Here is a 24,753-nt window from a genome sequence, read left to right on the forward strand (position 1 = left end):
AACACATACAAAAATCCCTAAGCTGGGGTAATGGGTGAGGATGTCCGGCTGCGAGCCGTCGTCGCGCTGGCACAGGCGATGGCGGCCGCACGCACACCGCGGGAGCTGTGGCGTGGCGCGGCGGCGGCCGCGTGCGACGCGCTGAGGGGGAGTTTCGCCGCGCTCTCCGTCTGGGAGCGGGACCGGGGGCGGCTGAAGGTGCTCGTGAACGCCGGAGCCCGCGCCCCGGACGAGGAGGAGTTCCCTGACGGCGAGACCTATCCGGTGCATCGCTTCCCGGAGATCACCGAGTTCCTGCACGAGCAGTGGGCCGGGGGCGGTGCGCCGCGCGCCTGGGTGGAGACGGCGGACGGCCCGGCGGAGGGTGAGCACGGATACAGCCACCAGCGGGTCGACGCGCTGAGGCAGCGCGGGCGCGGCTGCTGTGTCGTCGCGCCGATCGTGCTGCACGGCCGGGCCTGGGGCGAGCTGTACGTCGCCCGTCCCGCGGGGGAGGCCGTGTTCGACCGGGACGACGCGGACTTCGCGACCGTGCTCGCCCAGGTCGTGGCGGCCGGGATCGCGCAGCAGGAACGGCTGGAGGAGGTCCGCAGACTCGCGTTCACCGATCCGCTGACCGGGCTCGCGAACCGGCGGGCCGTGGACGTCCGGTTGGACGAGGTGCTGGAGCGGCACCGGGTGGACGGCTCGGTGGTCTCGCTGGTGGTGTGCGACCTCAACGGGCTCAAGCGGGTCAACGACACCCACGGCCACGCGGCGGGCGACCGGCTGCTGGAGCGCTTCGGTTCGGTGCTCTCGCTGTGCGGGGCGATGCTGCCGGGGGCGCTGGCCGCCCGGCTCGGCGGCGACGAGTTCTGTCTGCTCACGGCGGGCCCTTCCGCCGACGACGTCGTGCAGGTCGCCGAGGAACTCTGCGAGCGGGCCGGTGAGTTGAAGCTGGGGGAGGGCGTCGCGTGCGGTGTGGCGTCCACCGGCGACCCGATCGGCGCGGTCCGCTCCGCCCGTCGGCTGTTCCGGCTCGCGGACGCCGCGCAGTACCGTGCGAAGGCCGCCCGGGCGACCGGGCCGGTGGTCGCGGGCCGGGACGGCTCGGTGCTCCCGCTCGCGGACACCCCGCCGTCGTCGCCGCAGGACCGCCGCCGCTTCCGGGACGCCCCTCACTGAGCCGTGGCGGCGTGCGCGGTCGTGTCGCGGGGTGCTTCCGTGCCGCGCGCGCCGGGGCGGTCGTTCCCGCCGGGGCCGGCGGGGCCGCCCACCCCGTGACAGAGCGGGATTCAATCCGTAGGGTGCTGAATATGGATATGCACACTGTCGTGGTGGGGACGTCCGGGACCACCGCCGAAGACGTCATCGCCGTGGCCCGCGGCAACGCCAGGATCGAGCTCTCCGACGACGCGCTCACCGCGCTCGCCGCCGCACGCGCGACCGTGGACGCCCTGGCCGCGAAGCCCGAGCCGGTGTACGGGGTCTCGACCGGGTTCGGCGCCCTGGCGACCCGGCACATCGGTCACGACCTGCGCACCCAGCTGCAGCGCAACATCGTCCGCTCGCACGCCGCCGGCATGGGCCCGCGCGTCGAGCGCGAGGTCGTCCGCGCCCTGATGTTCCTGCGACTGAAGACCGTGGCCTCCGGGCACACCGGCGTACGCCCCGAGGTCGCACGGACCATGGCGGACGTCCTGAACGCAGGGATCACGCCGGTCGTTCACGAGTACGGCTCCCTCGGCTGCTCGGGAGACCTCGCTCCGCTGTCGCACTGTGCTCTGACGCTGATGGGCGAGGGCGACGCGGAAGGCCCCGACGGCACCGTCCGCCCCGCCGGCGAACTCCTCACCGCCCACGGCATCGAGCCCGTCGAACTGCACGAGAAGGAGGGCCTCGCCCTCCTCAACGGCACCGACGGCATGCTCGGCATGCTGATCATGGCTCTCGCCGACCTGCGCAGGCTCTACACCTCCGCCGACATCACCGCCGCCCTCACGCTTGAGGGCCTGCTCGGTACGGACAAGGTCCTCGCGCCCGAACTGCACGCCATCCGCCCCCACCCGGGCCAGGCCGCCGCGGCCGCCAACATGAGCGCGGTGCTCAAGGGCTCCGAGCTGACCGGCCACTTCCAGGAGGAGGAGGCCCCTCGGGTCCAGGACGCCTACTCTGTGCGCTGCGCGCCGCAGGTCGCCGGTGCAGGGCGGGACACCATCGCCCACGCCGCCCTGGTCGCCGACCGCGAACTCGCCGCCGCCATCGACAATCCGGTGGTGCTGCCCGGCGGAGGCCCCGGCGCGGGCAGGGTCGAGTCCAACGGCAACTTCCACGGCGCGCCCGTCGCTTACGTGCTCGACTTCCTCGCCGTCGCCGCCGCCGATCTCGGCTCCATCGCCGAGCGGCGCACCGACCGGCTGCTCGACAAGAACCGCTCGCACGGCCTGCCGCCCTTCCTCGCCGACGACGCGGGTGTGGACTCCGGCCTGATGATCGCCCAGTACACCCAGGCGGCCCTGGTCAGTGAGATGAAGCGGCTCGCCGTCCCGGCCTCCGCCGACTCGATCCCCTCCTCCGCGATGCAGGAGGACCACGTCTCCATGGGCTGGTCGGCCGCGCGCAAGCTGCGCACGGCCGTCGACAACCTGGCCAGGATCATCGCCGTCGAGCTCTATGCGGCGACCCGCGCGATCGAACTGCGCCGCGGGCTCACTCCCGCGACTGCGAGCCAGGCGGCCATCGCGGCCCTGCGTGCGGCGGGCGTGGACGGACCCGGGCCGGATCGTTTCCTCGCCCCGGACCTGGCGGCCACCGAGGCGTTCGTCCGGGACGGGCGGCTGATCGGGGCCGTGGAGTCGGTGACCGGTCCACTGGCTTAGCGAAGGGCGGGTGCCGCGTCCGCTCGGGACCGGCGGCCGTGCGCGGCCGCCCGTGTCCCGTTGGGCCGGCGCTCGTACGGCTTCGGCGGCCGCTCGGCTTCGGCCACTCGTCGTCGTCCCGGCCGTTCAGCGCCGCCGGCCGGCGGCGCCCGTCGCCCGTGGGCGGGGTCCGCGCGCGGAAGGGCCTCCCCGCCCGGGAGGCGCCTCCGCCACGTCCGAGGGGGTTGGAGGCGCCTCCCGGGCGGGCCCGGTCCGGTCCGACCGCGGCGGGTCAGACCAGTCGGCCGCCGCTCCTGCGTGCGGCAAGGCTCACGAACCCGGCCCCGACCCCGAGGAAGAGCGTGCCCCCGACGAGATACGGCGTCGTGTCCACGCTTCCGGTGTCCGCCAGCGACAGGCTCTGCGCGCCGCCCTGCGGGCCCTCGGCGCCCGCCGGGACGCCGGCTGCGGCCGGGGTGTCGCCGGTGCCCCCGGCGTCGGGCACGGCCGGCGCGCCGCCCGCCGGGTCCGTGCCCCGGCTGCCGTGGACGACGGCGGAAGCGGAATCCTCGGACCGGGACCGGTCCGGCTGCCCGTGCTCACCGTCCGCCGTGGCGTTCGCCGAGGGTACGAACCACAGCGCACAGAGCAGGGAACCGGCCGCGGTGGCGGTCAGCAGCGGACGACGGGCGACGGGCACGGGAAACGATCCCCCTTGTGACAGCGGCGAATTGACCGCGTGAGGCGATGCTCCGGCGATGCTAATGAAAGCAGCGGGTCGCAGGAAAGTCGGGAGGCCCCCGCGCTCTAGTCTCCGTCGTATGACCACTTCTGAGACATCACGCTATGTGCGGCTACACGTCGAATTGGTGCTGGAGGTGGCCGAACCGGAAGAGCTCGCCGGGGCGGCCCTCGACCGTATCGAGACGGACGAACTCATGCCGGACGAGGAGCGCGCGCACGCCTCCTCGTCCGTGAGCGACGACTCCGCGGAGGCCCTGGCGTACCTCGTCGACCCGTTCGACCTGATCGGCGACGTTCCCGGCGTGGAACTCGCCCAGGCGTCGTGGAGCTGTGAGCAGATCGACTACGACCCCGACGCCGACGACTGGGATATCGACGAGGAAGATGGGGAGACGGACGAGGACGGGCAGGACGACGGGGCGGACCGCGCCGGGCGCCCGTGACGTGACGGGAGCCGAACGGACCGACCGGGCCCCGGGCGCCGCGGGCGGCGAACCGGGGCCCGTCCCCGCCGTCGGGGTCCGCAGGAAAGGCATGAAGGATCGCCGGGACCGGAACAGGAGGGCGCGCGACCGCAACCGGCGCGCCCTCGGACGCGTCGATGAGTGGTGTTGCCCACAAAATCCGCCAGGACTGGAACCGGGCGGGGCGTTTTGGGTCTTCTTGATAGAGATCGCAGGTAAATCGGTGACGATGGAGAAGCGTGTGATGACGGACAGCAAGCGGCGCGGACGTCTGACCGTGTCCGCCCTGCTCGGCGGCGTACTGGTACTCACGGGCTGCAGCAGTGCCGATGCCGACGGCCCCGGTGCCGAGAGCTCGACGAAGTCGCAGGAGCAGGTGGACGAGGCGGCCGCCAAGGACGCCTCGGACGCCCGAATAGTCATCTCGCCCAAGAACGGCGCGACCAACGCGAGCATCAACAACGACGCCAAGGTCACCGTCAGCGAGGGCACGCTCACCGAGGTCGCCATGACCACCGGCGACGGCGAGACCGTCGAGGGCACGCTCAGCAGCGACGGCAAGAGCTGGAAGCCCAACGGGCAGCTGGAGCGGGCCACCGTCTACAAGATCTCGGCCTCCGCCAAGGACGGGAAGGGCCGCGAGGCGCACGAGAACTCCTCGTTCACCACGGTCTCGCCCGACAACAGCTTCATCGGCAACTTCACGCCCGAGGACGGCTCCACCGTCGGCGTCGGCATGCCGGTCTCGATCAACTTCAACAAGGCGATCACGGACCGCAAGGCCGTGCAGTCCGGCATCACCGTCTCCTCCAGCAGCGGCCAGGAGGTCGTCGGCCACTGGTTCAACTCCCAGCGGCTGGACTTCCGCCCGGACGACTACTGGCAGGAGGGTTCCACCGTCACGCTGAAGCTGAACCTGGACGGTGTGGAGGGCGCCGACGGCGTCTTCGGCGTCCAGCAGAAGACGGTGACCTTCACCATCGGCCGCAACCAGGTCTCCACCGTGGACGCTGCCGCCAAGACCATGACGGTCACCCAGGACGGCAAGACCGTCAAGACCATCCCGATCTCCGCCGGCTCGCCCGAGAACCCGACCTACAACGGCCGGATGGTCATCTCGGAGAAGTTCAAGGAGACCCGGATGAACGGTGCCACCGTCGGCTTCACGGACGACGACGGCAAGGGCGAGTACGACATCAAGGACGTCCCGCACGCCATGCGGCTGTCCACCTCCGGCACGTTCATCCACGGCAACTACTGGGGCGCCGACTCGATCTTCGGCAGCGCCAACACCAGCCACGGCTGCGTGGGTCTGAACGACGTCAAGGGCGCCGGCGACCCGAAGCAGCCCGCGGCCTGGTTCTACGACAACTCGATCGTCGGTGACGTCGTGGTCGTCAAGAACTCCAAGGACAAGACGATCCAGCCGGACAACGGCCTCAACGGCTGGAACATGAGCTGGGCGGACTGGAAGGCCGGCTCGGCGGTCTGATCCCGCGTCGGGCCCGTCGGCCCGCCCCGCGGGGCCGGCCGCCCGTCCACCGAACCTGCCGCACCAAGGCGGTGGCACCCGGATCGCACCGGGGCCACCGCCTTCGTCGTGCTGGTGCTCGTGCTCGTATGCGCCGGGCGTGGCTGTCGGTCGCACGAGTCTTCCCTATGGTGCCCGGCCATGAGATCGCCGGCGTCGTCACCGAGGCCGGCCCCGGGGCCACCAGGTTCGCGGTCGGCGACCGCGCCGGCGTCGGCTGCCCGCTGGTCCCCCGGGTCCGGTCGTCCCCTCGTCCACCTGCCCCGGAAGCAGATCGTCCCGGCCGCATGACCCCGGAGGTAATCGACCGGGCGTCCGGCCCGGGCCACGATCGGGGCATGAGTGCATACGCGATCGGCAACCTCTTCCCCGCGGCCCGTCTCGACGACGAGGTCCTGACGTACATGGAGCGCATACAGTCCACCCTCGACCCCTTCGACGGCCGCTTCCTCGTGCACGGTGCCGGCGAACGCGACGTCCTCGAAGGCGAGTGGCCCGGCGCGCTCGTCGTCATCGCCTTCCCCACGATGAAGGCCGCCCGCGACTGGTACGCCTCCCCGGACTACCAGGCCCTTCTCCCGCTGCGCACCCGCCACGTCCCCGGCGACGTCCTGCTCGTCGACGGCGTACCGGACGGATACGAGGCGGCCGCCACCGCGGCGGAGTTGCGCGAGGCGCGGAAGGTGGCGGGCGGGCGCCGTCCGGAGTGACGGGCCGCCGCCTGCGTCAGCAGGGGCTGCCCGCCACCCCGTCCGGACGGTCGCCCCGCCCGCTCACCCGCGCGGCCCACCGCCCGCCGTGGTACGAATCGGACAGTGGGCCCACGGGGCATGGCGAGCGGAGCACGCGTGATCCGGGTAATGGTGGTCGACGACGAGGCCCTGATCCGCACGGGCTTCCAGCACATCCTCGACGCGGCCGACGACATCGAGGTCGTGGGCGCGGTCCCCGGCGCCGAGGCGGTACGCACCGCCGAGGAGTCCCGCCCCGACGTCGTCTTGCTGGACATCCGCATGCCGGACGTGGACGGACTCACCGTCCTCGGCCGCCTGCGCCGCCTGCCGCACCCTCCGGTCGTCGCCATGCTCACGACGTTCGACATGGACGAGTACGTGGCGACGGCACTGCGCGCGGGCGCCGCCGGCTTCCTGCTCAAGGACACCGACCCCGAGGGGCTGCCGTTCCTGGTGCGGACCCTCGCCGACGGCGGAACCGTGCTGTCGTCCAAGGTCACCAGGACCGTCGTGGACGGCTATCTCGACGCGGGACCCGAGGAGGCCGCCGCACGCGGCATCGCCCGGCTGAGCGACCGGGAACGCGCCGTGCTCGTACTGATCGCCGAGGGACTCTCCAACGCCGACATCGGCGCCCGGCTGCACCTGGGCACCGGCACGGTGAAGGACCACGTCAGCGCCATCCTCACCAAACTCGAAGTGGCCGGCCGGGTGCAGGCCGCCCTGCTCGCGGAGCGGGCCGGCCTGCTCAGACCACCCCGGGACCAGGAGGCGCCATGACCTCCCGCCGCGTACCGCCCCCCGTGATGGACGCCGTGCTGGTCGGGGTGGCACTGCTCGACGTCTGGGTCAACGTCACCGCGGCCGAGCCGCTGCGCCTGGGCTTCGCCCTGGTCGCCGCGTTCGCCCTCGCGCTGCGCCGCCGGGTGCCGCTGCTCGTCTTCCTGATCACGCTGCCCGCCGTCGCCCTGAACGACGCGATCTTCGCCGGGCTGGCCGCGCTCTACACCCTCGCCTCGCTGTCCCGCCGCCGCATCCTGCTCGCCGTCTGCGCGCTGGCCTTCACGGTCAGCGACATGATCTCGCTGCCCTCGCCGGAGCTCGACCTGACGAAGACCTCCACCCTCATCACCCTGGGCTACACCGCAGCGACGGCCGCCGCGCCCGTCTTCCTGGGCCAGCTCGTCCAGACCCGGCGCGACCTCTCCCTGCGGCTGGCGGAGATCTCAGAGGCTCGGGACCACGAGCGGCTGCTGACCACCCAGACCGTCCTGGCAAAGGAGCGTGCCCAGCTCGCTCGCGAGATGCACGACGTGGTCTCCCACCAGGTCAGCCTGATCGCGGTGCGCGCCGGAGCGCTCCAGGTCGGCACCCGCGACCCCGAGGTCAGGGACGCGGCGGCCACGATCCGGCGGCTGAGCGTGCAGACCCTGGACGAACTGCGCCACATGGTCGGTGTCCTGCGGGCCTCCGGCGGCCGACCCGCCGAACTCACCCCCCAGCCGTCCATGGCGGATCTCCAGCGGCTCGTGGACGGCAGCGGCATCCGGGCCGAACTGCACACGGACCTGCCGTCTGCGGGCCGCCGACCGCCGGCCGGTCCGGCACCCGGCGCAGACGCCGCTCCGCCGCCGGCCGGTGCGACGCCGGTCCAGGACGGGCTGCCGCCGACCGTCCAGCGTGCCATCTACCGCACCGTGCAGGAGGCCCTGACCAACGTCCGCAAGCACGCGCCCGGTGCCACGGCCACGGTCCGTGTGCGGCGCGACGGCGGCGCGGTCCGCGTCACGGTCACCAACACGGCTCCGACCCGGCCCGCCCTGCCCCTCCCCAGCGCCCACTACGGCCTCGTCAGCCTGCGCCAGCGAGCCGAGCTCCTGGGCGGTACGGTCGACTCCGGCCCGACGGCGGACGGTGGCTACGAACTCCGCCTGGAGCTACCGGCGGAGGGGCACGTCTGACGGTCGCGATGCATGCGCATCCTGGACGAGCGGGGCGAGCGCGATCCGTCGGCGAGTGGTGTGACCGACGTCGCCGACGTCGATGCCCCTATCGGCAAGTTCGACGAGCTGGCCGACGAGACGTTCCACTTCCGCCACCACATGATCAGGAATGCCGCCCGTCGCATGGTCGTGATCGGGGTCGTACCCCCAGCGCCAGCCCCCAGCTCACCGGGCCGGGAGACCGATGGCCGCCGTCCGCTTCGGCCGCGCCGTTGGGGCGGGGCGCCCCCAGGTGCCCACGCCGCAGCTCCGGTCGACTGCCCCGGTCCGCACGCACCGGCCAGGAGATCCCCGTCCCGGCCCTGCCGGTGGTGCCGTGCGACATGAGTGGCGGCCGGACCCCGGACGAACGTGCCCCGTCACGAAATCGGACGGGCCATCAGTTCGTCCCCGGCGGGGTACGGCCGATCGTGGGGCAGCAGTCGGGTCGCGGAGTCCAGGTCGCCGCTGCCGACGAGTGCGTGGATCTCACGGGCGAGCGGAGTCACGTCGTTGATCGAGACCGTCCACTCGTCCGCGTAGCGTCGTACGGCTTCGCCGGAGAGCCCGAGTTGCAGCGAGCGGTACGGCAGCGGCTGCAGGTGCAGATCCCGCTCGGGGTCCCACTGGACGCGGGCCGGTGCCTGCTTCAGCCGGCGTTGCCAGGTGCCGCGGTCGGGATCCAGCCCACGGACGTAACTCGACAGGCACGCGTTGCGCAGCGCCCACTCGAAGCCCTCACGAGTGATCTCGACGGCGAGGACGGTCTCCTGCCCGGGCTTCGTGCCCCAGCCGCAGCGGTACATCATCCACAGGAACGACGGCTTGACCCACGTCATCCGGTCCCGCTTCCACGCAGCGGGGAAACGGCCCTGGCGAGCCGCAGGTACGCCGATCTCCGCTGAGTAAGCCTGATAGACGGTGATCGTGGACGGCGTGTGGAGCGCGCGGATTCTGCGTTGCGGTTCTTCCATGGCGAACAGGGTGGGTCCGACCGATTCCCCTCGGCCATTGATTTTCGGCTCTGCCGCGGGCGGCGCACCCGGTTGTCCGCGTAAGCCGTGCTGGTCATCAGGGCCATGTCTGCCGGCGAGCAGACGAGGTGTCCGGCCGAAGGCGGCCCGGATGTCGGTCGGGTCACAGCCGCGCTCGTACGACGGTCATGGCTCGGTGCTCCTGGCCGGGAAGGTCACTTCCCGGGTGCCCCGGCGACCCCCACCGGGCAGGAGACGCCCGTGCCTCCGATACCGCAGTAGCCCGCCGGGTTCTTGTCGAGGTACTGCTGGTGGTATCCCTCGGCCGGGTAGAAGGTCCGGCCCTCCGCGGGCAGGATCTCCGTCGTGATCGTGCCGTGGCCCGCGCCCGTCAGCACCTTCTGGTAGGCGACGCGGGATGCCTCCGCGGCCTCGGCCTGGGCCGGTGTGTGGGTGTGGATCGCCGAGCGGTACTGCGTGCCCACGTCGTTGCCCTGGCGGAAGCCCTGGGTCGGGTCGTGGGCCTCCCAGAAGACCTTCAGCAGTTGCTCGTAGGAGACGACGGACGGGTCGTACACGACGCGGACGGCCTCGGTGTGGCCGGTGAGGCCCGAGCAGACCTCTTCGTACGTCGGGTTCGGGGTGTAGCCGCCCTGGTAGCCGACGAGAGTGGTCCACACACCGTCGATCCGCCAGAACGTGCGCTCGGCGCCCCAGAAGCAGCCCAGCGCGAAGTCGGCGACCGCCAGGCCCTCGGGGTAGGGGCCGAGGAGCGGCTTGCCGAGGACGGTGTGGCGGGCGGGCACGTCGAATTCGGGGGTTTCGCGACCGCGCAGGGCCTGGGCGGGGTTGGGCAGCTCAGGGACGCGGCGGTTCAGGAACATGCGAATCTCCTCCGGGAGTGGTTGCACCCGCCAGAACGCACTCCGGGCCCGCGGGATTCCCCCGCGGGCCCGGAGCGGCCGGCCGCCGAGCGGTTCCGTGCCGTCAGTGCGGCAGAGTCGCGGGGCTGCCGCCGTTCGCCTCGTAGCCCGCGACCGCGAGCGCCCGGTAGACCGTGTACTCACCGGCCGGGTCGCTGCCGTGGGTCCAGGGCAGGGCGCCGACGTGGCCGTCGACGTGGACCAGCTGGTGCATGGCCTCGGCCCAGCGCTCGGACCTGACCAGGAAGAAGATCAGCAGATGGCGGACGTGGGGGAGGACCGGGTCGTTCGCCGACGCGTGGTGCGCGGCGTGCAGGGCGCCCTCCACGGCCTTGGTGACGACCGCGCTCTGGTAGAAGCCGGAGACCAGGTTGACCTCGGGCAGGTGCTCGAACACGGCGAACAGCGGCAGGGCGGACAGCAGCGAGCCCTGGGGGGCGCGGGCGGCCGAGGTGGTGGCGAAGTGGTCGGCCTCCTCCCGCGAGCCGTGCCACTTCTCGCACCAGTAGTGCAGGGCCGCGAGATGGGCGCCCATGTGCGCGGGGGCGCGGTCGATCACCTTGGCCCACACCTGGTCGAACTGCTCGTGGGAGTAGCCGAGCCCCCGGGCCACGGCGAGCTCGGTGATGTACGGGACGGGGTCGCCCGGCGCGAGCAGGGCGGCTTCCCCGCACACCGAGCGGGCCTCCTCCAGGATGATCCGGAAGTCGTCGCTGCCGACTCCGCCGGAGGACCGCCAGGCCTGCTGCACCAGGAACTCCGCGTGGACGGCGGCGCCGCCCGCGTCCTTCGGCGACTCCGCCCGCCAGGCGCGCAGCCACGATCCCCCGGTCCCGGGCTGGTGCTGGAGTTCCAGCGACGCGGCGCCCGCGAACGCCTGCACCCGCTGCCAGCGCCGTTCGCCCTCCTTCTCGGTGCCCGCGAGAAGCTGGGACGCGGCCCGCCAGTCCTGGGTGCGCTGCACCAGGTCGAGTACGTCGAGGAGGTCCTGGTCGGGCCCGGGCAGCCGCAGGTCGAGTTCCTCCTGGCGCACGAATCCGTAGGCGGCGGGGTCGGCGGCGTCCGGCGAACCGGGGGCGACCTGTCGTACGGCGTGGCGGCGGCGCATCACGAACGGGCCGATCGCCGCGGCCAGCAGGCCGAGCGCGATCAGGAACCAGAGAATCTCCATGGGGCCATTGTCCCGGACGGCCGAGCGATGGGAACCGGCCGGGGAGCGCCCGGAGGCCCGAGGGGGGACTACGCTCGGGTCGCATGAGCGACCAGCACAGTTTCGAGACCCTCGCCATCCACGCGGGCAACACCGCCGACCCGCTGACCGGCGCGGTCGTCCCGCCCATCTACCAGGTGTCCACCTACAAGCAGGACGGTGTGGGCGGGCTGCGGGGCGGTTACGAGTACAGCCGCAGCGCCAACCCGACCCGTACGGCGCTGGAGGAGAACCTCGCGGCGCTGGAGGGCGGCAGCCGTGGCCTCGCCTTCGCCTCCGGGCTCGCCGCCGAGGACTGCCTGCTGCGCGCGCTGCTGGTGCCCGGCGACCACGTGGTGATCCCGAACGACGCCTACGGCGGAACGTTCCGGCTGTTCGCCAAGGTGGTGCAGCGCTGGGGCGTGGAGTACTCGGTGGCGGACACCTCCGACCCCGCGTCGGTGCGGGCCGCCCTCACCGACCGTACGAAGGTGATCTGGGTCGAGACCCCGTCGAATCCGCTGCTCGGTATCACCGACATCGCCGCCGTCGCGGACATCGCCCGTACGGCCGGGGCGAAGCTCGTCGTGGACAACACCTTCGCCAGCCCGTACCTGCAGCAGCCCCTCGGGCTCGGTGCCGACGTGGTCGTGCACTCGCTCACCAAGTACATGGGCGGTCACTCGGACGTGGTCGGCGGGGCGCTGGTCACGGCCGACGCCGGTCTCGGCGAGGAACTGGCGTACCACCAGAACGCGATGGGCGCGGTTGCCGGGCCCTTCGACTCGTGGATCGTGCTGCGGGGCATCAAGACGCTCGCGGTGCGCATGGACCGCCACAGCGAGAACGCGGCGCGGGTGGCGGAGATGCTCAGCGGCCACCCCAAGGTGACGCGGGTGCTGTACCCCGGTCTGGAGGGGCACCCGGGGCACGGGATCGCGGCGAAGCAGATGAGGAACTTCGGCGGAATGGTCTCGTTCCAGGTCCAGGGCGGCGAGGAGGCGGCCGTCGAGGTCTGCAACCGTGCCCGGCTGTTCACCCTCGGTGAGTCCCTGGGCGGTGTCGAGTCGCTGATCGAGCACCCGGGCAGGATGACGCACGCCAGTGTCGCCGGCTCCGCGCTGGAGGTCCCGGCGGACCTGGTGCGGCTTTCGGTGGGCATCGAGTCGGCGGACGATCTGCTGGCCGACCTCCAGCAGGCGCTGGGCCGGTGACGGACGGGCCGTGTGTCCGGCCGGCGCGTTCGGGAGGTGGGTGCTCCCCTGCGCCTCCGGGCGCGCGGTCCCGCTGTTCACGGCCGGTGGTGCACGTCCAGACCCGTGCGTCCGGCGGGGCCGTGTGCCCGGTCGGCGTCCCGTGTGCGTGATCCGGTGTGCGGGGCGGGTGACCTGACTGCGGGTCAGGCGCCGACTTTCTCGTCCTCGAGCATTCCGCGTATCTGCTCGCGGAGTTCGGGCGACTCGGTGTGACCGTGGACGGAGACGGCGTGGTCGGTGGCGGCTCGCAGGACTTCGTCCTCCTCGCCCGAGATGGTGAGCGTGCAGTCCGTCTCGCTGGGGAACTTGCGGCAGTCGGCAACTTTCCTGGTCATGGCGACCTCCTGGTGCTGAGGCGTTGCGCCGCTGGTTCCAGGATAGGTCCGGACGGCGGGGCCCTCACCAGCCGTCGATCTCCGGGGTCGTCGCCGAGGGCGGTACGACCCACGGCTGGACGGCCACCGCCCACACGGCGAAGGCGATCGCCGCCGCCAGCAGCAGCACGAACCCCACGTGGTGGAGCGTGCGGCGCCGGCGGCGCAGCCGGGCGCCGCGGCGCGCCGCCCGGACGTGCAGATCGGCCGGCACGAGGGGGTGCGGGGCGTCCAGCATCCGCCGTACCTCCTCCTCCTTGCGTCCCGGGCGGCTCATCGGGCGTCCGCCCGGCCGCCGGTCCAGCTCGGTGCGCGCAGCCGCGGCGGGCGGGTGCTGCGCAGCAGGGACACCGCACGGGTGCCGATCGTCCTTACCCGCTCCACCGGCAGCCCAAGCAGCGCGGCCGTCTGCTCCTCGGGCACGCCCTCGTACAGCCGCAGCACCACGACGAGCCGCTCCTGCGGACCGAGCCTGGCGAGCACCCCGCGCTCCGCCCCGGAGTCCCAGACGCGGGAGCGCCGGTGCAGGCGCCAGGCGCTGCGCGCGAAGCGGGTGACGAGCTCCTGGCGGGTGCGGTCGTACGGATCCTCGTCGCGCAGTCGGTCCCACTCGGCGTACATGTGGGCCAGGGCGCCGAGCAGCAGCCGCTGGGACGCGGGGCACCGGCCTGGGGGCTCGGCGGTCAGCAGGGCCGCGACGTGCAGCAGCCGGCCACCGGCGCCCGCGACGAATGCCTCGAACTCGCGGGCCCTGCGGCCGGCGAGCGTGGACTCCCGGCTCTCGCGCACGTCCTCATATCAAGGCAGGCGGCGGTCCGGGTCAAGAGGTCGGGGACGCCTCCGTCGCTTCGGCGGGCAGCCCGGCCTGCCGGGCGGAGAGCGCCGAGTTGAAACGGGTGAGCAGGGTGCAGAACGATTCCCGCTCCTCCGGAGTCCAGCCGCCGGTCACCTGGGCCATGAGTTCGCGCCGTGAGGAGCGGACCTCCTCCAGGCGGGCCAGGCCGCGGGGGGACAGCTGCAGTACGACGGCGCGGCCGTCCTCCGGGTGGGACGTGCGCTTCACCAGGCCGGTGTCGACGAGCGGGGCGACCTGGCGGGTGACGGTCGAGGAGTCGATGCCCATGCCCGCCGCGAGGGCCTTGACGCCCATCGGGCCTTCCCGGTCGAGCCGGTTGAGCAGCAGATAGGCGGCACGGTCCATCGAGTTGCGGACCTGGCCGACACCGCCCAGCCGCGTCTGTTCTGCCCTGCGCGCGAAGACGGCCACCTGGTGCTGGAGGGCATCGAGGAGACCGGCGTCAAGATCAGTCGTCATGTCCTGAGATGTGGGCATGGCTACGGGGGGCTCTCTCGTGCGGTGGTCGGTTGGTGGGGGACAGAGTACGCGCAGCCGGGCGGGTCCGTACCGGCCCTGGGGAAACCTGTGGACGGCCGCCTTCCCGGGGCCGCCGTCCCGCCGCTGAGCTGCGAGACTTGCTGTCATGAGCTTCCGTACCACTGGCCCCTTTCACCCGGTCATCCTCGACGACGTGCGGGGCGCCCAGAAGATGCTCTCCGGGGTCGCCCGGCTGACGCCCATGGAGGGCAGCCGTCATCTGTCCGGCCTGGTCGGGGCCCCGGTGCACCTGAAGTGCGAGAACCTCCAGCGGACGGGGTCGTTCAAGCTGCGCGGCGCCTACGTGCGGATCTCGGGGCTGCGGCCCGAGGAGCGGGCGGCCGGTGTGGTCGCGGCGTCGGCGGGCAACCACGCGCAGGGCGTCGCGCTCGCCTCCTCGCTGCTCGGTGTGCGCTCCACGGTCTTCATGCCGAAGGGGGCTCCGCTGCCGAAGGTCGCCGCGACCCGTGACTACGGCGCCGATGTGAGGCTGCACGGCCATGTCGTCGACGAGACCCTGGCCGCGGCGCAGGAGTACGCCCACGAAACCGGTGCCGTCTTCATCCATCCCTTCGACCACCCGGACATCATCGCCGGGCAGGGCACGGTGGGGCTGGAAATCCTCGAGCAGTGCCCGGAGGTGCGGACGATCGTCGTCGGGGTCGGCGGCGGCGGCCTCGTCGCGGGCATGGCGGTGGCGGTGAAGGCGCTGCGACCCGACGTGAAGCTGATCGGGGTCCAGGCGGAGGGGTCGGCCGCGTACCCGCCGTCGCTCGCCGCGGGGCGGCCGGTGTCGATCGATTCCCCGGCGACCATGGCGGACGGCATCAAGGTGGGGCGGCCGGGGGACGTCCCGTTCGCGCTCGTGGAGGAGCTGGTCGACGACGTGCGCACGGTCTCCGAGGACGCGCTCTCCTCGGCGCTCCTGCTGTGCCTGGAGCGGGCGAAGCTGGTGGTAGAGCCGGCGGGGGCGAGTCCCGTCGCGGCGCTGCTGACCGACCCGCAGGCGTACCAGGGGCCCGTCGTGGCCGTGCTGTCGGGCGGCAACGTGGACCCGCTGCTGATGCAGCGCGTCCTGCGCCACGGAATGGCCGCCGCGGGCCGCTATCTGTCGCTGCGGCTGCGCCTGCCGGACCGGCCGGGGGCGCTGGCGACGCTGCTGGGGGTGTTGTCGGTGGCGGATGCGAACGTTCTCGACGTGGGGCACGTGCGGACGGATCCGCGGCTCGGTCTGACGGAGGTCGAGGTGGAGCTCCATCTGGAGACGAAGGGGCCGGAGCACTGCGCGGAGGTCGCGGATGCGCTCCGGGAAGCGGGCTACCGCGCGGCCGGCTGACCCGGCGGCCGAGCCCGCGGCCCTCCCGTGCGGTTTCGCGCCCGCCCCGGCGGCCGTCCGGCAGGCCCGGGGCGGGCGACGGGGCGTGCGGCCGCGCGCGAGTCGTCGCGACGGGTCGGGTGCCGCCCGGCTGTGTCACCGGGGTTGTGTGTCGCGATGTATCGCGTTACGGTGGGCCCGGGCCGTAAATTCGCCTGCGCCGGCGGTTGGCGAAATCTAAGCTTGCGCAGCAATCGACTGAAGTAAGCGAACGGTAAGCACCACCGCCACCACCCGACTGGGAGTACCCACATGCCAGGCGCCATTTACGCCGAGGGTCTGGTCAAGACCTTCGGCGAGGTAAGGGCTCTGGACGGAGTTGACCTCGATGTTCCCGAGGGCACCGTCCTCGGGCTCCTCGGTCCGAACGGCGCGGGCAAGACCACCGCCGTGCGCGTCCTGACCACCCTGCTCCGCCCCGACAGCGGCAGGGCCGTCGTGGCGGGCGTCGACGTCCTCCAGAACCCCAATGAAGTCCGGCGGTCGATCGGGCTCTCCGGCCAGTTCGCCGCGGTCGACGAGTACCTGACCGGCCGCGAGAACCTGCAGATGGTCGGCCGGCTCTACCAGATGAACGCCAGGGCCGCGAAGGCCAGGGCGGGCGAGCTGCTGGAGCGCTTCAACCTCGCCGACGCCGCCGACCGCCCGGCGAAGACCTACTCCGGCGGCATGCGCCGGCGCCTCGACCTCGCCGCCGCTCTCGTCGTCTCCCCGCCCGTGATGTTCATGGACGAGCCCACGACCGGTCTCGACCCGCGCAACCGCCAGGCGCTGTGGGAGGTCATCAAGGAACTCGTCAGCGGCGGTACGACCCTGCTGCTGACCACCCAGTACCTGGAGGAGGCCGACCACCTGGCCGACGACATCTGCGTCGTCGACCACGGCAGGGTCATCGCCCGGGGCACCGCGGACCGGCTCAAGGCCCGCACCGGCGGGGAGCGCGTCGAGGTCGTCGTCCACCGGCCCGACGAGATCGCCCCGGCCCGCGACATCCTCCACCGGTTCGGCGTGGACGGAGCGGCCACGGGCGACATCGCGGTCGAGGAGCACACCCGCAGGCTCACGGTTCCGGTGACCGGCGGGGCCAAGCTCCTCGCCGAGGTGATCCGCGAGCTGGACGCCGCCGGCATCGAGATCGACGACATCGGTCTGCGCCGCCCGACCCTCGACGACGTGTTCATCTCCCTGACCGGCCGCCATGCCGAGCAGGGCGCCGAGGACGGCGGCGAGGTGCCGGCCGCCCGGCGGAACAAGGACCTCAAGGCCGGGAAGGAGGCCGTGAAGTGACCACCGTCCAGGAAGCGGCGGACCGCGTAGCGGCGTCCCGCCCGCGCGGCGGCATCGCGCAGTCGGTGAACGACTCGCTCGTCGTCGCCAAGCGCAATCTGATCCGGATGACCCGGATCCCGGAGATGATCATCTTCGGGATGATCCAGCCGATCATGTTCGTGGTGCTGTTCAGCTATGTCTTCGGCGGCTCCATGCAGATCGGCGGGTCGACGTCCCCGTCCGTCTACCGGGAGTTCCTGATGGCGGGCATCTTCGCCCAGACCGTCACGTTCGCGACCGCGGGCGCCGGGGCCGGCATCGCCGACGACATGCACAAGGGCCTCATCGACCGCTTCCGGTCGCTGCCCATGACGCGCGGCGCGGTGCTCACCGGCCGTACCCTCGCGGACCTGGTGCAGACGGCGCTGACGGTCGTGGTTCTCGCCATCGTCGCCCTGCTCGTCGGCTGGCGGATCCACGAGGGCGTTTTCAAGGCACTCGCGGCCTTCGCACTGCTCTTGCTGCTCGGCTACGCCTTCTCGTGGATCGGCGCGCTGATCGGCCTGTCGGTCCGCACGCCCGAGGCGGCCACGTCCGGCGGTCTGATCTGGCTCTTCCCGGTGACGTTCATCTCGAACGCGTTCGTCGACTCCAGCAAGATGACGCCGTGGCTGCAGACCATCGCCGAGTGGAACCCGTTCAGCGCCACCGTCCAGGCCTGCCGCGAACTCTTCGGCAACCCGGGTGTCTCGACGTCCGACGCCTGGCCCATGCAGCACCCGGTGCTCGCGTCGATCATCTATTCCATCCTGATCATCGCGGTCTTCCGGACCCTCGCGGTGCGCAAGTACCGCTCGGCGGTCTGACCCCACGACCCCGCCTCGTACCGTCCCGCGGACGGCGGACGGCCCCGGCAGCGTCGGATCGCTGCCGGGGCCGTCTGGTGCGCGGGGGCCGTGCTGACGCGGCGGCTCAGCCCTGGTACGGCTTGGCCTCGAGGATCCTCACCATGGCCGTCTTGCCGTTGGGAAGCTCGTACTCCGCGTCCTGGCCGACCTTCTTGCCGTTCACGCCCGAGCCGAGGGGGGACTGCGGCGAGTACGTCGAGATGTCGCCCGAGGCGTACTCGCGGGAGGCGAGCAGAAAGGTCTCCGTGTCGCTCTCGTCGCCGTCGAAGGCGACCGTCACGACCATGCCGGGAGCCACCGTGCCGTTGTCCGCCGGGGCCTCACCGACCTTGGCCTTCTCCAGGAGCTGGGTCAGCTGGCGCACACGGAGCTCCTGCTTGCCCTGCTCCTCCTTGGCCGCGTGGTACCCGCCGTTCTCCCGCAGGTCGCCCTCCTCACGGGCCGCCTCGATCTTCTTCGCGATCTCGACGCGCGCGGGACCAGACAGGTGTTCCAGCTCGGCCTTGAGCTGGTTGTACGCCTCCTGGGTGAGCCAGGTGACGTCTTCGCTGGTCTGGGTCACAGGTGCTCCTCGTAGGTACTGGGGATACAAAGCATCGCCCTACCCAGAAGGATGTACCTTCACGAGTGGGCGAAACCACGAGCCTAACAATTGGCGACGAAAAGGGGGAGGACCGAAAGCCATCAAAAATGCGTCCGCGCAGGTCAGAGCGGACGTGACCGGAAAAACGTCAGCCCTTCGGCCCGTCGTCGGCGGTGCAGCCCGCAAGCTCGGCACTCGTCGCCCTGGCCGTCGTGCGCACGGTGACGACCCGGTCCACCCGCGTCTCGCGCATGTCGAAGCGGACGTCCCGGCGGCCGACCTCGGAGCCGTCCTCGGCCCGCGAGCGCAGGGTGCAGTAGCCCTGGGCGTCGCCGTCCTTGCGGACCTCCAGATGGACCTGGACCCGGTCCTCCGCGGTGACGTCGAACTTGATGACCTCGGCGCTGATCCGCTGGCCGCTCACGTAGTCGTAGCCGAACCAGGCGATCATGGCGAGGAAGCCGGCGCCGAGCACCGCGCCGATGATCTTGAGTTTGCGGTCGGCGCGCTCGTCGGCCGAGCGCCCGTAACGGCCCTCGGGAAGCCCTTCGCGCACCGCGCCCATGATCGTCCTCTCATTCCCGAAAGACGCCGGAATTTTCGCCCCCCGGTTTCCGTCACTATAGAAGCCGTCCGATGCGACACATCACCGAGGATCGAGTCTTGACTGAGCAGCTGCGACTGATGGCCGTCCACGCCCACCCCGACGACGAGTCGAGCAAGGGCGCTGCCACGATGGCCAAGTACGTGTCCGAGGGGGTGGACGTGCTGGTCGTGACCTGCACGGGAGGCGAGCGCGGCTCCATCCTCAACCCCAAGCTCCAGGGCAACCGGTACATCGAGGAGAACATCCACGAGGTACGGCGCAAGGAAATGGACGAAGCGCGCGGGATCCTGGGCGTGAAGCAGGAGTGGCTCGGCTTCGTCGACTCCGGCCTCCCGGAGGGCGACCCGCTGCCCCCGCTGCCCGAGGGCTGCTTCGCGCTGGAGGACGTCGACAAGGCGGCGGGCGAGCTGGTGCGGAAGATCCGCTCCTTCCGTCCGCAGGTCATCACCACCTACGACGAGAACGGCGGTTACCCGCACCCGGACCACATCATGACCCACAAGATCACGATGGTGGCCTTCGAGGGCGCGGCCGACACCGAGAAGTACCCCGAGTCCGAGTACGGCCCGGCCTGGCAGGCGCAGAAGGTGTACTACAACCAGGGCTTCAACCGCCCGCGCACCGTCGCCCTCCACGAGGCGCTGCTCGAGCGCGGCCTGGAGTCCCCGTACGGCGAGTGGCTGGAGCGCTGGAAGCAGTTCCAGCGCGCCGAGCGGACCCTCACCACGTTCGTGCCGTGCGCGGACTTCTTCGAGACCCGCGACCGGGCGCTGATCGCGCACGCCACCCAGATCGACCCCGACGGCGGCTGGTTCCGGGTCCCCATGGAGATCCAGAAGGAGGTGTGGCCGACCGAGGAGTACGAGCTCGCCAAGTCCCTCGTCGACACCTCCCTGCCCGAGGACGACCTCTTCGCCGGAGTCCGCGAGCGGGCCTGACCCGGCCGTTCCCCGGCCCCCGTCGCGCCCTCTCCCGGCCCCGGGTGGGCCGGGAGAGGGCGTCGTGGGCGCCCGGGTATGGTCGGTACATCCACACAAGGAGCGACCGATGAGCAGCACAGGCCTGGCGATGACGCACCTCGTCCCTCTCGCCAAGGAGCTCGACGAGAACAAGGTGACGCCCGGCGTCCTCGGATTCATCGTCTTCGCGGTGATGGCGGCCGGTGTCTGGCTGCTGATGAAGTCGATGAACCGCCATATGAACCGGGTGGACTTCGAGGAGGCCCCGGCGCCGGGCGCGACGGCAGGCACCGCGTCCCGGGCCGCCGCCGAGCCGGCGAAGGGCGAGTAGGACCTCTCCTCCGGACCCGTCCCTGACCGTGCGGCCCGGGCCCGGCGGGGCACATCGGCCGGGCGTGCCTGCCCCCGCCGTGCCGTGTCCACCGCCGCGCCGGAAGTACCACGTCGTACTGCCGCGCCGGAAGTACCACGTCGTACCCCGCGTCGGCCGTACCACGGCCGTACCGCCGCGCCATCGGCGTCGACGGACCGTCAGCCGCCTGCCGGTCGGGTCGGAGCGGCGGGGTGTCGCCGCTGACGGGGCTCACGTGTCCGCCCGCGGCCTTCCGACCGCCCGGACCGGCCGCTGTGGATGCATCGGCTCAGTCCACGGGCACCCCCATCACCTCCCGGGCCTGCCGGCCCGGCACCATGCCCAGCTGCCACGCCTGCCAGTCGTCCTCCAGCCGCACCCCGCGCCCCAGGACCAGGGCGAACGCCTCCATGCAGTCCTCCAGCCGCCCGTCGCGGGCCGGGTGGGACGCCTCGCGGAGCGCGGCCAGCTCCTCCTGGGCGACGACCGTGCCCACCTCCACCCCGCCCGCCGAGGCGTACGGCAGCAGTGTGCAGCGCAGGAAACCGGCCCAGTCCGCGCCCCGGCGATCGCCGTACGAGGCGAACAGCCCGGCCGCCTCGTCGCACAACGCCAGCGCCTGGGCCGAGCGGCTGTTGCCCGCGTCGATCACCGCCAGTTCCAGACAGGTCCACGCCTCTCCGTGGGCCACCCGGATGCGCTGGAAGTCGGCGCGGGCGTCGACCAGGAGCTGGCGGGCGAAACCCGAGTTGCGCAGATTGCCCGTCTGCGCCGCGCGCTGGTCGCGGGTGGCGCGGCCGGAGTGGTGGCGGGCGCAGGCCAGCCCGTACACGTCCCGCATCCGGGAGAACATCGTCCGGGCGCGCTCCAGTTCACGCACCGCCTGGTCGCGTTCACCCCGCTCTTCCAGCGCCTGGCCCAGGTAGTAGAGGGTCCACGCCTCACCGCGCGCGTCCTCGTTCTCTCGGTGCCGGGCGAGGGCCTGGTTCAGCTGTTCGACCGCCGGTGACGGTTCGCCGTCCACCAGCCGGGCACGGGCCAGCTGGGTCAGCGCCCACGCCGCGCCCCGCTCGTCCTGGGTCCGCCCGTAGAGGTCCAGCGCCAGCCTCAGTGACGACTCCGCGTCCGGCACCGCGCCCATGCGCAGATGCACCTGGCCGAACTGGAAGTGGGACCAGGCCTCGCCGTGCAGCGACTCGCTCTCGCGGTGCAGCCGGACGGCCGTTGTGAGCAGCGCCCGCGCCTCGGCGAGGTTCGCCCGGTCCCGCTCCACCGCCGCCAGCGCGTGCAGGGTCCACGCCCGGTCCGCGGCCAGTTCCTCGGAGGACTGCAGGTCGACCGCCTCGCGCAGCTTCGCCGCCGCCTCGGTCAGATTGCCCTGGTGGTGGAGCGTGATGCCGAGCGAGCACAGCGCCCGGGCCGCGCCCGCCTCGTGCTGCGCCTCGCGGTACAGGTCCACGACCGACGACAGGGTGGTGCGCGCCTTGTCCAGCTCACCGAGCTGCCGGGCGGCGATACCGGTGCGCCACTGCACCGAGCGGACCAGAAGGCCCTGGTCGACGGCCTGTGTCAGCTCGTTGATCTCCCCGAGCCGGTAGAGGTCGCCACGCAGCAGGCAGTAGTCGCACAGCGCGCCCAGGAGGTTCAGCACGACCTGCTGGTCCACGCCCTCGGCGTGCCGGAGCGCCGCGGTGATGAAGCTCGACTCGTCGTCCAGCCAGCGCAGTGCCGCCTCCAGCGAGGAGAAGCCGTGACCGGCCGACGTCCGGGCGAACATGTCGGCCCGGGTGGAGGTCTTCCCGTCGACGAGCCGGATCACCGTGTCCGCGAGTTCCGCGTACCCGATGACCAACCGCTCCTGCGCGGCCGTGCGTTCCGCCTGCTCCTCCTCGTCCAGCAGCCGCTCCCGGGCGAAGGCCCGCACGGCGTCGTGCAGCCGGTAGCGCTCTCCTCCCGCTCCTCCGGCGACCTGCGGGCGCGGCGGCACCCCCGACGGCGTGGAAGGTCCCCCGCGCACACGGTCCAGCAGCCCCGCGCGCGCCAGCTCCGACAGCAGCCGCTGCGCCTCGTTCTCGTCGGTGCCCAGCAGGGCCGACGCCGCGGCTGCTCCCAGGGACGCCCGGCCCGCGAGAGCCAGCCTGCGCAGCAGCCTGCGGCCCTGGTCCGGGAGATCCGTGTAGCGCAGCCACAGGGCCCGCTCGACCGGCCCCACCGGCCCGTACGCGCCGAGGTCGGCGGCCAGCGCGTGCGGGGTGCGGGCGCCGAGGGACGAGCCCGCGATCCGCAGCGCCAGGGGCAGTCCGCCGGACAGCTCCCGGATCGTGTCCATCGAGCGCGAGTCGTAAGGGCCTTCCAGCGGCTCCCCCGCGGAGGCCGCGAGGAGTTCCTCGGCTCCCGCCGCGTCCAGCGCCTCCACCGGCAGCCGGTGCACCCACGCCGGGACGTCCTCCGGGAGTTCCAGCGGTTCCCGGGCGGTCACCAGCACCAGACTGTCCGAGCGCTCCGGGACGAGGGTCCGCACCTGCTCGGGGTCGCTCGCATCGTCCAGGACGACGGTGACGGGCAGGCCGGTCAGGTACTGGTGGTAGAGCTCGCCGAGGCGGCGGACCTGCTGCTCCGCAGACGACCGCTCCCGGAACAGCAACTGCTCGCGCGGGGCACCGAGCCGGTTCAGCAGGTGCAGCAGCGCGTCCCGGGTCGACAGCGGCTGCCCGTCCGCGGAGGCGCCACGCAGGTCCACCAGGCACGCGCCCCGGAACTGGTCCTTCAGCTGACGGGCGGCCCGCACCGCGAGCGTGGTGCGGCCCGACCCCGGCTCGCCGTACAGCACCACGACCGTCGGCTTCGTCTCCGTCGACGCCCGCGCCGCGTGCACCCACCGAGCGATCTGCGCCATCGCCTCCCGGCGGCCGGCGAACGGCCCCCCGGGCTCGGGGAGATGGGCGAAGGACTGCTCCAGCACATTGCGCCGGCGGGCCGCCTGGCTGCGGTCCGCCCCGCGCAGCGGCGGGCCCGCGGCCGTCTTCTTCACGGGGCGGGCGGCGGCGGCCGTCAGCATTCGCTGCCGGTCCAGGAACGGCCGGATGCCCCGGACCTCCAGCGCGGTCAGCCACTGCAGCCGCAACTGCTCAGGCCCGCCCGGCTGTCCGAGCGCACCGGCCCTGCGGTGCGCCGCCGGCCAGTGGGAGGCGGTCACCTTGGCGACGGTCGCCGCCGCCCCGGCGACCACGACCACGGCACCGGCGCCCAGCGCCGTACCCGTGGCCGTACCGAGGGCCATGTCCGCCCCGATCGCGGCGGCTGCGGCAACCGCCGTGACGAGTACGGGAGTCGACATGTCCTCCCGGCGGAACCGCTCGGTCAGGGACGAGTGCCCCGCCTCGGCCTCCTCCACGGCACGGAGGTACGCGGCGTACTCCTCGTCCGCACTCGCCGCCATCGTCTCCAGTGCCTCGTGGCCGCGTGAGAGCAGCGCGCCGGAGTCCGTTCTGCCGCCGGAGCGGCGCACCTCCTCCTCGACGGCACGTACCAACAGCCTCTCGGCTTCCGCCCGATGGCTGTCCCGCATGTGGGTCCCCCTCCGAGAGCCTCCGCTTTCGTTCCGGTGCCAAGTGTCCTGCGGGACGCGCGGCGGCGCGAGGGAGTCCGGCGATCAAGCCCCCTCATCGGGGATCCCCCGCACGCCTGCGGAGACGCCCGCTGCGGCCGGATTCACCCGATCAGCGGACGTTTGTCCTTAATCGGTCAGGGCAGCCGGACGGTATCGGACCGGCAACCACGAAGGGAGGACCCCTGGCAGACACCCGAGTTCCCCGTCCCGACTGCGAGAAGGAGGACACCACGAGGAGAAGGACCGCCAGATGAGTGGCGGCACCGGGTGGTCATCACGAAGTCTCGCTGCGCTGCTTCCTGCCGACGGCCACCCGGGAGCCGCTCCGCCGGCCGCCGGACGGCAGCCGATCCTCCGGCGCGCCGGGCCGCCACCCGGCCCGGCGGGAGCGGGGAGAGATGCGGGTCTCTCCCCGCTCCGCCGTGAAAGGTGAGTGGTGGCCCGGCGCGCCGGAGGCCTTCGACGAAGGCGGCGGCGCGACGTGCCCGTTCCGGGGCAATCGGCTGCTCCGCATGTCACTGCATCACTGCATCACTGCATCACTGCATCACTTCACCATTGCGTCACCGTCGCGATTCCCGTCGCTCATGTGCCGCCCCGGCTGTCCGTCCGGGGCGGCTTCCTCGTGTTCCCACCGGGAGGCCCGCCGTGACGAGGTTCCGGCCCGACGGCCGTGTCTCGCTCTGCGGGGACGACCACCCGTGGGG

24 protein-coding genes and 1 pseudogene are annotated in these 24,753 nt (G+C 72.3%); 14 read left to right on the forward strand and 11 right to left on the reverse strand.

Annotated elements, in window-relative coordinates:
* The first annotated feature begins 30 nt into the window (after positions 1-30).
* Together AB0J10_RS11150 and hutH are read left to right on the forward strand one after the other, a co-directional pair.
* On the forward strand, positions 31-1,164 hold the full coding sequence (locus AB0J10_RS11150) for a sensor domain-containing diguanylate cyclase (protein ID WP_363060143.1): 1,134 nt from the start codon (positions 31-33) through the stop codon (positions 1,162-1,164).
* A gap of 137 nt (positions 1,165-1,301) precedes the next feature.
* Positions 1,302-2,858, forward strand: a complete 1,557-nt coding sequence (hutH, locus tag AB0J10_RS11155; protein WP_363060516.1) for a histidine ammonia-lyase — start codon at positions 1,302-1,304, stop codon at positions 2,856-2,858.
* Positions 2,859-3,129: 271 nt separating this feature from the next.
* Here hutH and AB0J10_RS11160 read toward each other — a convergent pair whose 3' ends face one another.
* On the reverse strand, positions 3,130-3,537 hold the full coding sequence (locus AB0J10_RS11160) for a hypothetical protein (protein ID WP_363060144.1): 408 nt from the start codon (positions 3,535-3,537) through the stop codon (positions 3,130-3,132).
* A 121-nt stretch (positions 3,538-3,658) separates the two neighbouring features.
* Between AB0J10_RS11160 and AB0J10_RS11165 the strand changes: the two genes are divergently transcribed.
* The 6 genes and pseudogenes from AB0J10_RS11165 to AB0J10_RS11190 all read left to right on the forward strand — a co-directional run bounded on the left by AB0J10_RS11165 (position 3,659) and on the right by AB0J10_RS11190 (position 8,271).
* Positions 3,659-4,024 carry a hypothetical protein gene (locus AB0J10_RS11165; RefSeq protein WP_363060146.1) on the forward strand — a complete coding sequence of 122 codons (366 nt, stop codon included), beginning with the start codon at positions 3,659-3,661 and terminating at the stop codon, positions 4,022-4,024.
* Positions 4,025-4,274: 250 nt separating this feature from the next.
* Positions 4,275-5,537 carry an Ig-like domain-containing protein gene (locus tag AB0J10_RS11170; protein WP_363060147.1) on the forward strand — a complete coding sequence of 421 codons (1,263 nt, stop codon included), beginning with the start codon at positions 4,275-4,277 and terminating at the stop codon, positions 5,535-5,537.
* Between the two features lie 128 nt (positions 5,538-5,665).
* Positions 5,666-5,782: pseudogene (locus tag AB0J10_RS11175) on the forward strand (alcohol dehydrogenase catalytic domain-containing protein); the annotation flags it as partial.
* 132 nt (positions 5,783-5,914) lie between these two features.
* Positions 5,915-6,286: a DUF1330 domain-containing protein gene (locus tag AB0J10_RS11180; protein ID WP_363060518.1), complete on the forward strand. Its 372-nt coding sequence runs from the start codon at positions 5,915-5,917 to the stop codon at positions 6,284-6,286.
* Positions 6,287-6,424: 138 nt separating this feature from the next.
* Entirely contained in the window at positions 6,425-7,090 is a 666-nt protein-coding gene (locus AB0J10_RS11185; RefSeq protein WP_363060519.1) for a response regulator transcription factor, read from the forward strand.
* The gene (locus AB0J10_RS11190; protein WP_363060149.1) at positions 7,087-8,271 is read left to right on the forward strand and encodes a histidine kinase; all 1,185 of its coding nucleotides are present in this window, start codon (positions 7,087-7,089) and stop codon (positions 8,269-8,271) included. The genes AB0J10_RS11185 and AB0J10_RS11190 overlap by 4 nt, the downstream gene beginning before the upstream one ends.
* Positions 8,272-8,672: 401 nt before the next feature.
* Here AB0J10_RS11190 and AB0J10_RS11195 read toward each other — a convergent pair whose 3' ends face one another.
* The 3 genes from AB0J10_RS11195 to AB0J10_RS11205 form a co-directional block, all read right to left on the reverse strand.
* A complete protein-coding gene (locus tag AB0J10_RS11195) occupies positions 8,673-9,266 on the reverse strand; it encodes a DUF4291 domain-containing protein (protein WP_363060151.1) in 594 nt (197 codons plus the stop codon).
* 215 nt (positions 9,267-9,481) lie between these two features.
* A complete protein-coding gene (gene msrA, locus AB0J10_RS11200; protein WP_363060153.1) occupies positions 9,482-10,150 on the reverse strand; it encodes a peptide-methionine (S)-S-oxide reductase MsrA in 669 nt (222 codons plus the stop codon).
* A gap of 103 nt (positions 10,151-10,253) precedes the next feature.
* A complete protein-coding gene (locus AB0J10_RS11205) occupies positions 10,254-11,360 on the reverse strand; it encodes a hypothetical protein (protein WP_363060155.1) in 1,107 nt (368 codons plus the stop codon).
* Between the two features lie 83 nt (positions 11,361-11,443).
* Here AB0J10_RS11205 and AB0J10_RS11210 point away from each other — a divergent pair, with 83 nt between their 5' ends.
* A complete protein-coding gene (locus AB0J10_RS11210) occupies positions 11,444-12,592 on the forward strand; it encodes a cystathionine gamma-synthase (protein ID WP_363060157.1) in 1,149 nt (382 codons plus the stop codon).
* Between the two features lie 185 nt (positions 12,593-12,777).
* On the opposite strand, the gene AB0J10_RS11215 is transcribed toward AB0J10_RS11210, so the two are convergent.
* The 4 genes from AB0J10_RS11215 to AB0J10_RS11230 form a co-directional block, all read right to left on the reverse strand.
* Positions 12,778-12,969, reverse strand: coding sequence for a DUF1059 domain-containing protein (locus AB0J10_RS11215; RefSeq protein ID WP_269728719.1), 192 nt, complete (start codon positions 12,967-12,969; stop codon positions 12,778-12,780).
* Between the two features lie 64 nt (positions 12,970-13,033).
* On the reverse strand, positions 13,034-13,285 hold the full coding sequence (locus AB0J10_RS11220; protein ID WP_363060159.1) for a hypothetical protein: 252 nt from the start codon (positions 13,283-13,285) through the stop codon (positions 13,034-13,036).
* Positions 13,282-13,797: a sigma factor-like helix-turn-helix DNA-binding protein gene (locus AB0J10_RS11225; RefSeq protein WP_363060161.1), complete on the reverse strand. Its 516-nt coding sequence runs from the start codon at positions 13,795-13,797 to the stop codon at positions 13,282-13,284. Before AB0J10_RS11225 ends, AB0J10_RS11220 begins: the two co-directional genes overlap by 4 nt.
* Before the next feature lie 31 nt (positions 13,798-13,828).
* Complete coding sequence (locus AB0J10_RS11230; RefSeq protein ID WP_363060163.1) at positions 13,829-14,341, reverse strand: MarR family transcriptional regulator; 513 nt, start codon at positions 14,339-14,341, stop codon at positions 13,829-13,831.
* A gap of 148 nt (positions 14,342-14,489) precedes the next feature.
* Here AB0J10_RS11230 and ilvA point away from each other — a divergent pair, with 148 nt between their 5' ends.
* From ilvA to AB0J10_RS11245, 3 genes are all read left to right on the forward strand, one after another.
* Positions 14,490-15,719: a threonine ammonia-lyase gene (gene ilvA, locus AB0J10_RS11235; RefSeq protein WP_363060165.1), complete on the forward strand. Its 1,230-nt coding sequence runs from the start codon at positions 14,490-14,492 to the stop codon at positions 15,717-15,719.
* A 291-nt stretch (positions 15,720-16,010) separates the two neighbouring features.
* Positions 16,011-17,045, forward strand: coding sequence for an ATP-binding cassette domain-containing protein (locus AB0J10_RS11240; protein ID WP_363060167.1), 1,035 nt, complete (start codon positions 16,011-16,013; stop codon positions 17,043-17,045).
* On the forward strand, positions 17,042-17,893 hold the full coding sequence (locus tag AB0J10_RS11245; RefSeq protein ID WP_363060169.1) for an ABC transporter permease: 852 nt from the start codon (positions 17,042-17,044) through the stop codon (positions 17,891-17,893). The genes AB0J10_RS11240 and AB0J10_RS11245 overlap by 4 nt, the downstream gene beginning before the upstream one ends.
* A gap of 106 nt (positions 17,894-17,999) precedes the next feature.
* Here AB0J10_RS11245 and greA read toward each other — a convergent pair whose 3' ends face one another.
* Positions 18,000-18,497, reverse strand: a complete 498-nt coding sequence (greA, locus tag AB0J10_RS11250; protein WP_269728712.1) for a transcription elongation factor GreA — start codon at positions 18,495-18,497, stop codon at positions 18,000-18,002.
* A gap of 169 nt (positions 18,498-18,666) precedes the next feature.
* Positions 18,667-19,083: a DUF4307 domain-containing protein gene (locus AB0J10_RS11255; protein ID WP_363060172.1), complete on the reverse strand. Its 417-nt coding sequence runs from the start codon at positions 19,081-19,083 to the stop codon at positions 18,667-18,669.
* A gap of 98 nt (positions 19,084-19,181) precedes the next feature.
* On the opposite strand from AB0J10_RS11255, the gene mca reads away from it, so the two are divergent.
* Entirely contained in the window at positions 19,182-20,063 is an 882-nt protein-coding gene (gene mca, locus AB0J10_RS11260; protein ID WP_363060174.1) for a mycothiol conjugate amidase Mca, read from the forward strand.
* A gap of 109 nt (positions 20,064-20,172) precedes the next feature.
* Complete coding sequence (locus AB0J10_RS11265; RefSeq protein ID WP_363060176.1) at positions 20,173-20,415, forward strand: hypothetical protein; 243 nt, start codon at positions 20,173-20,175, stop codon at positions 20,413-20,415.
* Between the two features lie 310 nt (positions 20,416-20,725).
* On the opposite strand, the gene AB0J10_RS11270 is transcribed toward AB0J10_RS11265, so the two are convergent.
* Positions 20,726-24,004: a tetratricopeptide repeat protein gene (locus AB0J10_RS11270; protein ID WP_363060178.1), complete on the reverse strand. Its 3,279-nt coding sequence runs from the start codon at positions 24,002-24,004 to the stop codon at positions 20,726-20,728.
* Positions 24,005-24,753: the final 749 nt, after the last annotated feature.

This window comes from Streptomyces sp. NPDC049887 (assembly GCF_040656535.1).
Lineage (GTDB): Bacteria > Actinomycetota > Actinomycetes > Streptomycetales > Streptomycetaceae > Streptomyces.

What these genes read in the sequence shown, in the direction of transcription:
- AB0J10_RS11150 (WP_363060143.1), top strand. Translation starts at nt 31, where the DNA reads ATGGGTGAGGATGTCCGGCTGCGAGCCGTCGTCGCGCTGGCACAGGCG.
- hutH (WP_363060516.1), top strand. Translation starts at nt 1,302, where the DNA reads ATGCACACTGTCGTGGTGGGGACGTCCGGGACCACCGCCGAAGACGTC.
- AB0J10_RS11165 (WP_363060146.1), top strand. Translation starts at nt 3,659, where the DNA reads ATGACCACTTCTGAGACATCACGCTATGTGCGGCTACACGTCGAATTG.
- AB0J10_RS11170 (WP_363060147.1), top strand. Translation starts at nt 4,275, where the DNA reads ATGGAGAAGCGTGTGATGACGGACAGCAAGCGGCGCGGACGTCTGACC.
- AB0J10_RS11180 (WP_363060518.1), top strand. Translation starts at nt 5,915, where the DNA reads ATGAGTGCATACGCGATCGGCAACCTCTTCCCCGCGGCCCGTCTCGAC.
- AB0J10_RS11190 (WP_363060149.1), top strand. Translation starts at nt 7,087, where the DNA reads ATGACCTCCCGCCGCGTACCGCCCCCCGTGATGGACGCCGTGCTGGTC.
- AB0J10_RS11195 (WP_363060151.1), bottom strand. Translation starts at nt 9,266, where the DNA reads ATGGAAGAACCGCAACGCAGAATCCGCGCGCTCCACACGCCGTCCACG.
- msrA (WP_363060153.1), bottom strand. Translation starts at nt 10,150, where the DNA reads ATGTTCCTGAACCGCCGCGTCCCTGAGCTGCCCAACCCCGCCCAGGCC.
- AB0J10_RS11205 (WP_363060155.1), bottom strand. Translation starts at nt 11,360, where the DNA reads ATGGAGATTCTCTGGTTCCTGATCGCGCTCGGCCTGCTGGCCGCGGCG.
- AB0J10_RS11210 (WP_363060157.1), top strand. Translation starts at nt 11,444, where the DNA reads ATGAGCGACCAGCACAGTTTCGAGACCCTCGCCATCCACGCGGGCAAC.
- AB0J10_RS11215 (WP_269728719.1), bottom strand. Translation starts at nt 12,969, where the DNA reads ATGACCAGGAAAGTTGCCGACTGCCGCAAGTTCCCCAGCGAGACGGAC.
- AB0J10_RS11220 (WP_363060159.1), bottom strand. Translation starts at nt 13,285, where the DNA reads ATGAGCCGCCCGGGACGCAAGGAGGAGGAGGTACGGCGGATGCTGGAC.
- AB0J10_RS11230 (WP_363060163.1), bottom strand. Translation starts at nt 14,341, where the DNA reads ATGCCCACATCTCAGGACATGACGACTGATCTTGACGCCGGTCTCCTC.
- ilvA (WP_363060165.1), top strand. Translation starts at nt 14,490, where the DNA reads ATGAGCTTCCGTACCACTGGCCCCTTTCACCCGGTCATCCTCGACGAC.
- AB0J10_RS11240 (WP_363060167.1), top strand. Translation starts at nt 16,011, where the DNA reads ATGCCAGGCGCCATTTACGCCGAGGGTCTGGTCAAGACCTTCGGCGAG.
- AB0J10_RS11255 (WP_363060172.1), bottom strand. Translation starts at nt 19,083, where the DNA reads ATGGGCGCGGTGCGCGAAGGGCTTCCCGAGGGCCGTTACGGGCGCTCG.
- AB0J10_RS11265 (WP_363060176.1), top strand. Translation starts at nt 20,173, where the DNA reads ATGAGCAGCACAGGCCTGGCGATGACGCACCTCGTCCCTCTCGCCAAG.
- AB0J10_RS11270 (WP_363060178.1), bottom strand. Translation starts at nt 24,004, where the DNA reads ATGCGGGACAGCCATCGGGCGGAAGCCGAGAGGCTGTTGGTACGTGCC.